This window comes from Bacillus pumilus, assembly GCF_003431975.1.
In the GTDB taxonomy this organism is placed as follows: Bacteria; Bacillota; Bacilli; order Bacillales; family Bacillaceae; genus Bacillus; species Bacillus pumilus_N.
In genome coordinates this window covers 873587-886515 of record NZ_CP027116.1, presented here as the reverse complement: position 1 = coordinate 886515, position 12929 = coordinate 873587, and the positions used below count along the sequence as shown (strand labels likewise).

At 43.8% G+C, this 12929-nt stretch carries 11 protein-coding genes and 1 rRNA gene; 3 read left to right on the top strand and 9 right to left on the bottom strand.

What is annotated here, in order from left to right:
* Positions 1-33: 33 nt before the first annotated feature.
* Together C5695_RS04255 and C5695_RS04250 are read right to left on the bottom strand one after the other, a co-directional pair.
* Positions 34-1582: ribosomal RNA gene (locus C5695_RS04255) — 16S ribosomal RNA — on the bottom strand.
* A 273-nt stretch (positions 1583-1855) separates the two neighbouring features.
* The gene (locus tag C5695_RS04250) at positions 1856-2734 is read right to left on the bottom strand and encodes a nucleotidyltransferase-like protein (RefSeq protein WP_117729488.1); all 879 of its coding nucleotides are present in this window, start codon (positions 2732-2734) and stop codon (positions 1856-1858) included.
* 189 nt (positions 2735-2923) lie between these two features.
* Between C5695_RS04250 and C5695_RS04245 the strand changes: the two genes are divergently transcribed.
* Positions 2924-3271 carry a YgzB family protein gene (locus tag C5695_RS04245; RefSeq protein ID WP_117729486.1) on the top strand — a complete coding sequence of 116 codons (348 nt, stop codon included), beginning with the start codon at positions 2924-2926 and terminating at the stop codon, positions 3269-3271.
* A gap of 35 nt (positions 3272-3306) precedes the next feature.
* Here C5695_RS04245 and perR read toward each other — a convergent pair whose 3' ends face one another.
* Together perR and bcp are read right to left on the bottom strand one after the other, a co-directional pair.
* Entirely contained in the window at positions 3307-3744 is a 438-nt protein-coding gene (perR, locus tag C5695_RS04240; RefSeq protein WP_012009347.1) for a peroxide-responsive transcriptional repressor PerR, read from the bottom strand.
* 157 nt (positions 3745-3901) lie between these two features.
* On the bottom strand, positions 3902-4369 hold the full coding sequence (gene bcp / locus C5695_RS04235; RefSeq protein WP_117729484.1) for a thioredoxin-dependent thiol peroxidase: 468 nt from the start codon (positions 4367-4369) through the stop codon (positions 3902-3904).
* Between the two features lie 129 nt (positions 4370-4498).
* On the opposite strand from bcp, the gene C5695_RS04230 reads away from it, so the two are divergent.
* Positions 4499-5794 carry a glutamate-1-semialdehyde 2,1-aminomutase gene (locus C5695_RS04230; protein WP_117729482.1) on the top strand — a complete coding sequence of 432 codons (1296 nt, stop codon included), beginning with the start codon at positions 4499-4501 and terminating at the stop codon, positions 5792-5794.
* Positions 5795-6041: 247 nt separating this feature from the next.
* The gene (locus C5695_RS04225) at positions 6042-7115 is read left to right on the top strand and encodes an FUSC family protein (RefSeq protein ID WP_117729479.1); all 1074 of its coding nucleotides are present in this window, start codon (positions 6042-6044) and stop codon (positions 7113-7115) included.
* 227 nt (positions 7116-7342) lie between these two features.
* On the opposite strand, the gene C5695_RS04215 is transcribed toward C5695_RS04225, so the two are convergent.
* From C5695_RS04215 to C5695_RS04195, 5 genes are read right to left on the bottom strand one after another with little or no spacing between them, the layout of a single operon-like run.
* Positions 7343-8239 (bottom strand): ABC transporter permease, encoded by an 897-nt coding sequence (locus C5695_RS04215; RefSeq protein ID WP_117729475.1) that lies wholly within the window; start codon positions 8237-8239, stop codon positions 7343-7345.
* 17 nt (positions 8240-8256) lie between these two features.
* A complete protein-coding gene (locus tag C5695_RS04210) occupies positions 8257-9258 on the bottom strand; it encodes an ABC transporter permease (protein WP_117729473.1) in 1002 nt (333 codons plus the stop codon).
* A 60-nt stretch (positions 9259-9318) separates the two neighbouring features.
* Positions 9319-10905 carry an ABC transporter substrate-binding protein gene (locus C5695_RS04205; protein WP_117729470.1) on the bottom strand — a complete coding sequence of 529 codons (1587 nt, stop codon included), beginning with the start codon at positions 10903-10905 and terminating at the stop codon, positions 9319-9321.
* Entirely contained in the window at positions 10880-11857 is a 978-nt protein-coding gene (locus C5695_RS04200; RefSeq protein ID WP_117729468.1) for an ABC transporter ATP-binding protein, read from the bottom strand. The genes C5695_RS04205 and C5695_RS04200 overlap by 26 nt, the downstream gene beginning before the upstream one ends.
* On the bottom strand, positions 11826-12848 hold the full coding sequence (locus tag C5695_RS04195; RefSeq protein WP_117729466.1) for an ABC transporter ATP-binding protein: 1023 nt from the start codon (positions 12846-12848) through the stop codon (positions 11826-11828). Before C5695_RS04195 ends, C5695_RS04200 begins: the two co-directional genes overlap by 32 nt.
* Positions 12849-12929 lie beyond the last annotated feature (81 nt).

The following is a 12929-nucleotide window of genomic DNA, read 5'->3' as shown; positions in this document are numbered from 1 at the left end:
GACGAAAACGCACACTGCTCCATATATCCTTAGAAAGGAGGTGATCCAGCCGCACCTTCCGATACGGCTACCTTGTTACGACTTCACCCCAATCATCTGCCCCACCTTCGGCGGCTGGCTCCATAAAGGTTACCTCACCGACTTCGGGTGTTGCAAACTCTCGTGGTGTGACGGGCGGTGTGTACAAGGCCCGGGAACGTATTCACCGCGGCATGCTGATCCGCGATTACTAGCGATTCCAGCTTCACGCAGTCGAGTTGCAGACTGCGATCCGAACTGAGAACAGATTTATGGGATTGGCTAAACCTTGCGGTCTCGCAGCCCTTTGTTCTGTCCATTGTAGCACGTGTGTAGCCCAGGTCATAAGGGGCATGATGATTTGACGTCATCCCCACCTTCCTCCGGTTTGTCACCGGCAGTCACCTTAGAGTGCCCAACTAAATGCTGGCAACTAAGATCAAGGGTTGCGCTCGTTGCGGGACTTAACCCAACATCTCACGACACGAGCTGACGACAACCATGCACCACCTGTCACTCTGTCCCCGAAGGGAAAGCCCTATCTCTAGGGTTGTCAGAGGATGTCAAGACCTGGTAAGGTTCTTCGCGTTGCTTCGAATTAAACCACATGCTCCACCGCTTGTGCGGGCCCCCGTCAATTCCTTTGAGTTTCAGTCTTGCGACCGTACTCCCCAGGCGGAGTGCTTAATGCGTTAGCTGCAGCACTAAGGGGCGGAAACCCCCTAACACTTAGCACTCATCGTTTACGGCGTGGACTACCAGGGTATCTAATCCTGTTCGCTCCCCACGCTTTCGCTCCTCAGCGTCAGTTACAGACCAGAGAGTCGCCTTCGCCACTGGTGTTCCTCCACATCTCTACGCATTTCACCGCTACACGTGGAATTCCACTCTCCTCTTCTGCACTCAAGTTTCCCAGTTTCCAATGACCCTCCCCGGTTGAGCCGGGGGCTTTCACATCAGACTTAAGAAACCGCCTGCGAGCCCTTTACGCCCAATAATTCCGGACAACGCTTGCCACCTACGTATTACCGCGGCTGCTGGCACGTAGTTAGCCGTGGCTTTCTGGTTAGGTACCGTCAAGGTGCGAGCAGTTACTCTCGCACTTGTTCTTCCCTAACAACAGAGCTTTACGATCCGAAAACCTTCATCACTCACGCGGCGTTGCTCCGTCAGACTTTCGTCCATTGCGGAAGATTCCCTACTGCTGCCTCCCGTAGGAGTCTGGGCCGTGTCTCAGTCCCAGTGTGGCCGATCACCCTCTCAGGTCGGCTACGCATCGTCGCCTTGGTGAGCCATTACCCCACCAACTAGCTAATGCGCCGCGGGTCCATCTGTAAGTGACAGCCGAAACCGTCTTTCATCCTTGAACCATGCGGTTCAAGGAACTATCCGGTATTAGCTCCGGTTTCCCGGAGTTATCCCAGTCTTACAGGCAGGTTACCCACGTGTTACTCACCCGTCCGCCGCTAACATCCGGGAGCAAGCTCCCTTCTGTTCGCTCGACTTGCATGTATTAGGCACGCCGCCAGCGTTCGTCCTGAGCCAGGATCAAACTCTCCGAAAAAGTACAAAACCGAAGTTTTGTTTTTCGTCAGCGTTTGACTGACTACCTATGATGTATCATAGGATTTTTTTATAAAAACTCGAATTAACAGGTACGTTTTGTCTTGTTTAGTTTTCAAAGATCATCTTCGTTATCGCTCAGAAGCGACTTTCTCAATATAACATTTGAGCACCGTGTGCGTCAAGTGTTTTTTGGAATTTCTTTTTGTCAGCTTTTCTTTCAAAGCAACTTGGTTGCTCGTTAGCGACGTTTAATAATATACCATCATAATATTCATGCGTCAATATCTTTTTTCACAAAATATCCTCGATGATAGATTTTTTGCCCCTTTGTCTCGATCGGCTCTACTTGGACAATGCCTTTTTCCACAAAGAAATCAATCATGACGCTAAGGTCAGGCGTGAAGTGCTTGAGATCAGGATGCGCAAGTAGCTCGCCAAAAAGCCATATATCTTGCTGTTCCATGACATGACGTAAATGAGCGGCACCAATTTCTGCTTTTGAATGGATCAAAAAATCATTTGCTAAAAATAAGAGTTCTAATCGCTTATGCAGACTTTCGTGACTTTCAATGAGTTCTGAATAAAGTTTATATACTTCCGGCTCCATATGACGCACCTGGTTCCAAACCGTCACTTCTGGATGGAAGCCTTTATCAATCACTTCAATACGTGCCAGGTGATGCAGAGCATGCACAATGGAATTATATGCATCAAGGAATTGATTTGACTCAAAAAATGCTTTTCCTTCTATATATCTACGAATGAGCTTACCGTATTCTAAACCGATTTTAAGTTTACGGTCTGAAAACGGGAATGTACTCAGTTCATCAATCAAGTTGAAAATATATTCATTCCGATCAAATAGGACTTTCCCATTCAAAATCCAATCAATGATTCGGCGGTTAGTGCCTAGGGTAATCCATTCCTTCAGCTGTTCATCTGTGACAACATTTAAAGAAGCTGTTTGAAGATCGGATTCATAGTGCTTAATAAATAACGGCTCTTCCGCTTCCTTTACAATGACAAGGAGTGCTGCATCAAAGTTATCCGTCTCAGAAGATACTTTGTGTCTTCTTTCTACTATAATCACAGCTAATGTGTCTGGATGGCTTGCTCTCTCTTGATAAATAGGACGGAGAAGATTTTCCATAGTGATTCCTCCAATACTCGGGTGTAAAGTTCTTCTCTAATGCTATGTATTTCTCCTCATAGAATCAAAATTCCTTCAATTCAAGAAAAAAGATCATTGAATCATTATAAGCAATTTATTCACAAAACTCTATAACTAATTCAAACAGAAAGGTAAAATGTGCTATATTGGAGATAAGGGGGACTAGGGATGGCGAAATACTCCAGTAAGATTAATAAAATCAGAACATTTGCACTGAGTTTGGTTTTTGTTGGCTTTCTAATCATGTATATTGGTGTGTTCTTTAAGGAATCGATCTGGCTGTCGACTTTCTTTATGCTGCTCGGCGTCTTATCGATCGGATTGAGTACAGCGGTTTACTTTTGGATCGGTATGCTTTCTACGAAAGCGGTGCGTGTCGTTTGTCCAGGCTGTCAGAAGGAAACAAAAGTGCTTGGGCGGGTGGACATGTGCATGCATTGCAGAGAGCCGCTTACACTTGATCCATCATTAGAAGGTAAAGAGTTTGATGAATCCTACAATCGAAAAAAGTCATAAAAATAAGCTGACCATTTAACAGGTCAGCTTTTTCATTAATGATTTTCTTTTTTCGCACATTCTTGACAAGTTCCATAGATCTCCAAGCGATGATGACTCACTTTAAAGCCCGTCACATGTGATGCAAGCTGTTCAACTTCATCAAGGCCAGGATAATGAAAGTCCACAATTTTACCGCAGTTTTCACAGATCGCATGGTAATGGTCAGATGTCGCAAAATCAAATCGGCTTGAGGAATCACCGTACGTTAATTCCTTTACTAATCCAGATTCCCGGAAGACTCGTAAATTGTTGTAAACCGTTGCGACACTCATGTTTGGAAATTTCCCTTCAAGTGCTTTATATATATCGTCCGCGGTTGGGTGGGTCATAGAATTTACGAGAAACTCCAAGATGGCATGGCGCTGCGGAGTAATTCGAACACCGGTTTCTTTTAAAGCATCTAAAGCGTCTTTTAGTTCGTGAGCAGCCATTTCATCATGCACCTCTCTTCAAAAATATTCTTATATTATAATCTTTATAAATAGTGTACCCCCAGAGCCGAATCTTTGTCAATTACAATCCTCTTTTTTACCTATTCTTCTTTACAAAAAAGACCGGCATGTCTGCCGATCTTATCCTATGATGATATTAAGCTTGAGCTTTCAATTCCTCAAGCGCTTCCTCTACATGGTCTTTCACCTTGACTTTTCGCCATTCTTTCACAAGCGTTCCCTCTTTATTAATAAGAAACGTTGATCGTTCGATGCCCATGTATTCTTTGCCAAAGTTCTTCTTCAGTTTCCATACTCCAAAGGCTTCAGACAATTTCTGTTCATCATCTACAAGCAGCAAGAACGGTAAATCATGTTTTTCTTTAAACTTTTGGTGCTTGTCCTGACTGTCTGGGCTTACGCCGATAATGACAGCATCTAATTCTGCAAAGCTTTGATGGCGATCGCGGAAATCACATGCTTCTGTTGTACAGCCTGGTGTCATATCTTTTGGATAGAAATAAAGGACAATATGCTTTCCTTTAAAGTCAGAAAGCTTTACTTTCTCCCCGTTGTCACCGGTTAATTCGATTTCAGGTACTTGCTGACCTACTTCGATTGTCATCACACAATCCCTCCAACCTATTTTTTAAATAGCCTATCCAATTTTGAGAGGATATTCAACTAAGGACGCTTGCATTGGCATGTTAAAATAATGATAGACGACGTGATACGTTGAGATAGGAGGCTATTTATGAAATTCACAGAATCAGAAACATTACATCAAGAGGCGCTGGAGCATATTGTTGGAGGTGTCAACAGCCCGTCTCGTTCATATAAGGCAGTAGGCGGCGGTTCACCCGTTGCTATGGAAAGAGGAGAAGGCGCTTATTTCTGGGATGTTGATGGAAACCGCTATATCGATTTCCTGGCAGCATACGGTCCTATTATTACAGGACATGCCCACCCGCATATTACAAAAGCCATTACGAAAGCGGCTGAATCAGGAGTTCTTTACGGAACGCCAACGAAGCATGAAGTCACTTTTGCTAAAATGCTGAAGGAAGCCATGCCTGCTTTGGACAAGGTCCGCTTTGTTAATTCAGGTACAGAAGCAGTGATGACAACGATTCGTGTCGCGCGCGCATATACAGGCAGAACAAAGATCATTAAGTTTGCTGGATGCTATCACGGGCACTCTGATCTTGTACTTGTGGCAGCTGGCTCTGGTCCTTCTACATTAGGAACACCTGATTCAGCGGGCGTACCAAAAAGCATCGCCAATGAAGTCATCACCGTTCCGTTTAATGATATTGACAGCTACAAAGAAGCATTAGATCGATGGGGCGATGAAGTCGCCGCAGTCCTTGTGGAGCCAATTGTCGGTAACTTCGGCATCGTGGAGCCTAAGGACGGTTTCTTGCAGCAGGTCAATGACCTCACTCATGAAAAGGGCGCACTGGTGATCTATGATGAAGTGATTACAGCGTTCCGCTTTATGTACGGAGGAGCACAGGACTTGCTTCAAGTAAAACCGGACCTCACTGCATTAGGCAAAATCATTGGCGGCGGACTTCCGATCGGTGCTTACAGCGGTAAAAAAGAAATAATGGAGCAAGTCGCTCCTCTTGGGCCAGCCTATCAAGCTGGAACGATGGCAGGAAACCCTGCATCTATTCTTTCGGGCATTGCATGCTTGGAAGTGTTAAAAGAAGACGGTGTATACGAGCGTCTTGATCAGCTTGGCGCTATGTTAGAAGAAGGCATTTTAGCCCATGCAAAAAAACATCAAGTAGATATTACAGTGAACCGCTTAAAAGGGGCTCTTACTGTCTATTTCACAAAAGAAACCATTGTGAACTATGAGCAAGCTGAAAATACGGATGGCGAAATGTTCGCCCGCTTCTTCAAATTAATGCTTTCGCAAGGAATTAACCTCGCTCCTTCTAAATATGAAGCTTGGTTCTTAACGATCGCACATACTGAAAAAGATATTTCTGAGACGCTACAAGCAGTAGATCATGCGTTTGAACAGTTGAAACAATCATAATAAGGTCAAAAAACAGGTGTAAAAAAATGCACCTGTTTTTTTATTTACCAGCTCTTGTTTGTCAAAAGCGTGGGAATCTGTTACATTTCTTCTCAATACCTTCTTTTGATGTTTTCATGAACTTTCAAAAATCACTTGAATATTTCGGAAGACCGCTGTATATTACTTAATTGTTCATCAAAATATTTATAATAAATGACGAGTGATCATCTATTATCAAAAAGAAAGGAATGCAGGGACAAAACCAATGAAACTTGGAGCCCGTATTTTAAAAACTGGTATTGCCATTGTACTCGCGCTTTACCTGGCAACATGGCTTGGGTTGCCAACACCCGTCTTTGCGGGGATTGCAGCTGTATTCGCTATCCAGCCATCTATTTACCGATCTTTTTTAACGATTATTGATCAAGTGCAAGCCAATATTATTGGAGCAGCACTTGCTATTACGTTCGGTCTGCTTTTTGGCACAGGACCAGTCATTATCGGTTTAACCGCCGTCATGGTTATCGCCATTAATTTAAAGCTGAAGATTGAACACACGATTCCAATTGCACTTGTAACCGTCATTGCGATTTTAGAAAGTGCAGGGGATCATTTCCTTTCCTTTGCCTTAATTCGAACAGCAACTGTGGTGTTAGGAGTACTTTCTTCATTTTTAGTGAATTTAATCTTCCTGCCGCCAAAGTATGAAACAAAGCTTGTTCATCACATTATGGAAAATACGGAGGAGATTTTAAAATGGATCCGTCTGAGCTCCAGACAGTCTACTGATCATTCCACTTTAAAGGATGACATCGATCAAATAAAAGAACGCATGATCAAATTAGATCACATTTACTTGTTATACAAAGAAGAACGAAGCTATTTAAAGAAAACAACTTATGTTAAATCTAGAAAGCTTGTTTTATTCAGACAGGCAATCATGACGTCTAATCGAGCACTGTACTTGCTGAAAAAGCTTCATAAATTAGAAAATGAAATTCATTTGATGCCAGAGCATTTCCAGGAAAGCTTAACGGATGAGATCGATTATTTACTGTATTGGCATGAGCGTACCTTGATGAAGTTTGTTGGAAAAATGAAACCGCAGGACGATGAATTTCAAAACGAATGCTCTCTTCGCCTTGAAACGTTAACGAAATCATTTATTCAGCATCAGCAAAACCAAGAAAACGACTTGCTTGATTACAATATGCTGAATGTCATGTCTAGCATTATCGAATATCGTGATGAACTAGAGCATTTAGATACATTGATTACAAGCTTCCAGACGTATCACCCAAAAGACAGTGAAATTGAGACAGAAGAAAAAGAAGCATAAACAGAAAAGACCAATTCCTAGAATTGGTTTCAGGTTGTTGACAAAGGGCTAAAATGATCTTTATTTTAGCCCTTTGTCTTCTTTTCAGCGTGATAGAAAACCTTTGAAGTCTAGGAAGGGCGAGCACTGGCGCGGAGCGAATTGAACATTCGTGAGCACCAGCGCGCAGACCTGACAAAGAATGCGAGGGTTTGTCTACACGCTGAGACCAATTCCTAGAATTGGTCTTATTTTATTTTCTTCATTTTAGGATCTAGTGTGTCTCGTAATCCATCTCCCATCAGGTTAAAACCTAAAACTGTCAGCATGATCGCTACGCCTGGGAAAATTAATGTCCAAGGGGCTTGAACGAGATAGGGTCTCGCATCGGCGAGCATTTTCCCCCACTCTGGGCTTGGTGCCTGTGCCCCCAATCCTAAAAAGCCTAAAGCGGCTGCCTCGATAATCGCAGTTCCGATCGCAAGCGTCGCCTGTACGATGACCGGCACCATACTATTTGGCAGGATATGTCGCAGCACGATGCGGCGGTGAGACATCCCAACCGCCTTTGCTGCCAGCACGTATTCTTCTTGTTTAATACTCAGCACCTTTGAACGAACGAGTCGTCCGAAGGTTGGGACATTAATAATCGCAATGGCAATAAGGGCATTTTGTAAGGAGGGACCTAAGATGGAGACGATCGCAATCGCCAGTAGAATGCTAGGAAAAGCAAGTAAAATATCAAACAATCTTGAGATCACAGCATCTAGCACTCTTCCCCCATAGCCTGCTATCAATCCAAGCAGTGTGCCTAAAATGACAGACCCGAGAACTGAGAAGAAACCGACCCATAAGGAAATCCGCGCACCATGCACAACTCTTGAAAATATATCTCTGCCGAAATCATCCGTACCAAACCAGTGCGCAGCTGAAGGGGCACTAAATCGCTCACCGAGAGATTGTTCATTGATTCCAAAGGGAGCAATGAGCGGTGCGAATATCGCTAGAATGAGAAATAAAAAGACAATCACACTGCCAATGACCGCTAGCTTGTGCTGAAAGAACTGCTTCATCGATTCGAGAATCAATGATTGAGAGCGTTCTTCTTTTGGTTGAGGTGGTTCAAGCTCTTTTTGCGCTTCCATGTTGTCACTCTCCTTCCCTAATACTTAATCCTTGGATCAATGACCGCATACAAGATGTCCACAATGAAATTGATCAGGACAAATATGAGCGCAACGACGAGAATGCCTGTTTGAATGACTGGGTAATCACGATAGCTGATGGCGTCGTATATATACCGACCAATTCCCGGCCAAGCAAAGATGGTCTCTGTTAAAATCGCTCCGCCAAGCAAGAGGCCTGTCTGAAGACCAATAATCGTCAAGATCGGAATAAGCGCATTTTTCAGCCCATGCTGATAAATGATGAAAAATGAACGTACCCCTTTTGCTTTTGCTGTTCGAATAAAGTCTGAATGAAGCACTTCTAGCATACTTGCCCTCGTAATCCTCGCAATAATCGCAGCAGGAATTGTGGCAAGTGCTGTGCTTGGCAAGATCAAATGCTTGATGCTGTCAGTGAATTGATCAAACTGGCCTTGTAAAAGCGTGTCCAGCGTATGAATATAGGTAATCGATTCCACTGGATTCCTTACGTTTTCACGGCCCGTTGTCGGCAAAATACCTAATTCGATTGAAAACAGCCACTGTCCCATCAGGCCTAACCAGAAAATTGGCATGGACACTCCAATGAGTGCAATAAACATCGCGACATAATCAAAGAAAGAATGTTTAAACCAAGCACTGATGATTCCGGCATTCACTCCTACAACGATCGCCAGCACCATGGCAAAAAAGGTCAATTCTAACGTCGCAAATAAGTAAGGCTTCATTTCCTGGGCAATAGCCGCTCCTGTTCGTATCGAAGTCCCTAAATCTCCTTTTAAAAGGCCCAGCATGTAATGTCCGTATTGAACATACCACGGCTCATTTAAACCTAGCTGGATGGTTAATTGTTCTACTGCCTCTTTTGTTGCCCGCTGTCCTAAGATAACTTGTGCTGGGTTCCCTGGAATAAACCGTATAATTGAAAACACGACCAACGTCATTCCGATCAGTACTGGGATGAGCATTCCTGCCCGCTTCATACAATAAGCAAACAAACAGCTTTCACCGCCTTTTCTTTGTTTGAATAAGGGAGATACAAGATCTCCCTTACTTGCTTATTCGAAATGCACGTCAGTCAAAGCTTCTGAACCAGTTGGATGCGGCTGGTAGCCTTTTAAATCACTAGATGCTGCTAGCATTGGGATCGAATGCACCAATGGAATCCAAGGTGCTTCATCATGAATGATTTCTTGTGCTTTTTTATATAGTTCGTTTCGTTTCTTTTGATCTGTGTCTGTCTGCGCTTCAATGAGGATGTCGTGCATTTTATCGTTTTCGAAGAATGTATAGTTGTTGCCGCCAATGCTGTCTTTGTCCAAAAGTGTGTAGATGAAATTATCAGGATCGCCATTGTCCCCTGTCCAGCCTAACAAGAACACATCCGCTTCTCCTTTACTTGCCTTATCTAAATAGGTCGCCCAGTCATATGTCACAATTTCTGCTTTGACGCCGACCTTTTCAAAGTTTGATTGAATGACTTCTGCTACCTTCATCCCATCTGGCATATATGGACGCGGTACAGGCATTGCCCAAAGCTTGATACGAAAGCCGTCAGGAAAGCCCGCTTCTTTTAAAAGTTTCTTCGCTTTTTCAGGATCATACGGATACGGATCAATGTCGTCATTGTAGCCTTCTAAAGCTGGCGGAAGAGGGTTTTTTGCTGGCTCGGCAAGTCCGCCATAAAATGACTCAATGATGGATTCTTTGTCAACTGCATAATTGAGTGCCTGACGAACGAGCTTGTTATCAAGCGGCTTTCTTGTGACGGTCAGTCCGATATAGCCTACGTTCATTGATGGTCTTTCAATGAGCTGGAGCGCTTTGTCGGTTTTAATGCCCTCTAAATCTGACGGATTCACCCCATCCATCAAATCGATCTCACCTGTTTTCAAGGCATTTAAACGAGCCGAGTTTTCTGGAATGGAGCGGAAGATAATTTGGTTCAACTTTGGTTTATCCTTCTGCCAGTAATCTTTGTTCTTTTCTAACACAATACGGTCGTTTTGCTTCCACTCTTTAAATTTGAATGGTCCTGTACCTACTGGATTTTCACGAAATGAATTGCCGCTCTTTTCAACAGCCGCAGGACTTGCAATGCCAAATGGTGACATGGCTATGTTTTTGAGGAATGTCGCCTGCGGGCGTTTTAGCTGAAATTCAACTTCATGCTCCCCTTTAACGATAATGTCTTTAATGACATGTCCTTTATCTTTTTTATAGCCGCCAAACATGCCGTAGTAAGGAAATTTTTCTGCATCACCATTCATCCAGCGGTCAAAGTTGAATTTCACTGCTTCTGCGTTAAAGTCTGTGCCATCGTGAAATTTCACACCTTCTCTTAAGTAGAATGTGTACGATTTTCCGTCCTTTGCTACATCCCAATCTGTTGCGAGACCGGGGTGGATGGTCGTGTCTTTCTCACCATAATTCAGTAGTTTTTCAAATATATTTTCCGTGACCTTGAAGGTTTCACCTTCTGTCGTTGTGATCGGATCAAGTGAAGTGGAGTCTCCTCCTCTGCCAAATACGAGGGTGTCTTTTGTTGCTTTTTCTTCTGATGACGGAGCGGACGAGCATCCCCCCAAAAATAGTGCAAGCGCCAGCACAAAAATGAAACTACTGAATAACCATGTCTTCTTCATTGTGTTCCTCCTTTTGATATAAGTAACACGCCGCCGCATGCCCGGGTTCCTCTTCATACAAAGCAGGTACTGCTTTTAGGCATTTTCCCCACCTTTTTGGACACCTTTTGTAGAAAGGACAGCCACCGCTTGACGTGATGGTAGACTCCTCTGCTGACACATCTTGTGTCTCTAGCACGTGATCCATATGTGGAATGGATTTCAGAAGCAGTGACGTATAAGGATGAAGCGGGCTGTGAAACACGTCTTCGGCAGGCCCCATCTCGACAATTCGGCCAGCATACATGACTGCGATTCGGTCGCTCATATACCTGACAACACCAAGATCGTGGGAAATAAACAGGTACGTCAGAGAAAGCGTCTTTTGCAATTCAAGCATCAAATTCAAAATTTGGGCTTGAACGGATACATCTAAAGCCGAAACGGGTTCATCGGCAATGACAAGACTTGGATGGGTAATAAGTGCTCTAGCGATACCAATACGCTGCCTTTGTCCGCCGCTGAATTGATGTGCATAACGTTCTCCGAAAGAAGGATCAAACCCGACAATGTGTAACATCTCTTTTACCCGTTTCCGCCTTTCTGCTTTCGTCCCGTGCCGATGAACAATGAGCGGTTCCTCTAAAATATCTTTGATTTTCATTCGTGGATTTAATGAAGCGTATGGATCTTGAAAAATCATTTGAATGTCTTTTCTTAAAGAACGCATCTCTCTTTCTTTCAAAAGAGTGACCTCTTGCCCGTTCAGTTGAATAGAGCCTGACGTCGGTTCAGTTAATCTCATTAAGCTTTTGCCAAGTGTTGATTTTCCGCAGCCTGATTCACCAACAATGCCAAGTGTTTCCCCTTCCTTCACATGAAAGGACACTTGATTTAAAGCCAGAGTTGAATGTTTGTGTTTTGAAAAAAAAGCAGCAGTGTCATACCGTTTTGTCAGCTGATTCACTTGCAAGAGTGGGGGACTCAGTGTCTTCTCCTCCTTCCATTAGAAAGCATGCGACGCGGTGATCTTGTTCAATGGATTGTAAGGCTGGATCTTTTTCAAGACATTGCGCCATTTGATAAGGGCAGCGCGCGGCAAATTGACAGCCGGATCGAATGGCTCCCGGCTTAGGTACATGACCTGAAATTGAGATGAGCTTTTCTTTTTTCTCTTTAAACGATGGAACTGAGGCGAAAAGACCTTTTGTGTAGGGGTGCAGAGGCTTTTGAAAAATACGGTCAACGGTTCCTTCTTCTACAATTCGGCCAGCGTACATGATCATGACTCGCTGGCATATTTGCCGCACGACGCCTAGATCATGGGTAATAAATAAAATAGCGGTGTCCATCTCTTCGTTCAGCTTTTTGAGCAACCGAAGGATTTGTGCTTGGATGGTCACATCGAGTGCAGTTGTTGGTTCATCTGCGATCATGAGCTTTGGATGACAAAGCATCGCCATCGCAATCATGACTCGCTGGCGCATGCCGCCTGATAATTCATGCGGGTATTTTTTAAGCAACGATTCTGCTTGCTTCAATCCGACTGTCTGAAGCAGATCAACCGCCTTCGCTTTTGCTTCTTTCTGACCGATTGCTTGATGTGTGAAAAGGGCTTCCGTCATTTGTTTGCCGATGGTCATTAATGGGTTGAGAGAGGTCATCGGCTCTTGGAAAATCATCGAAATGTCATTTCCTCTTATCTCTCGCCACTGTTTTTCTGAAAGCGACAGCAGATTTTGCCCTTCGAATTGGATCTCTCCCGTTGTCTCTGTTTGCTGGTTCAGCCCCATTAATGACATAGATGTGATACTTTTCCCGCAGCCAGATTCGCCAACAATTCCTAAGGTTTCCCCTTTTTGAATCGAGAACGATATGTGATGGACGATGGGTACTTTTTGCTTTTTTTGCTGAAATGCAATGGACAGCTGTTTGACATCTAGCAGCACGTCTTGTTCTTTCACATATTCACCACCCCGTCTTACTTTTTAAAATTGTATTGAGACAAGCTGGGAAATATGTCATGTTTTTGACAAGCATAAAAA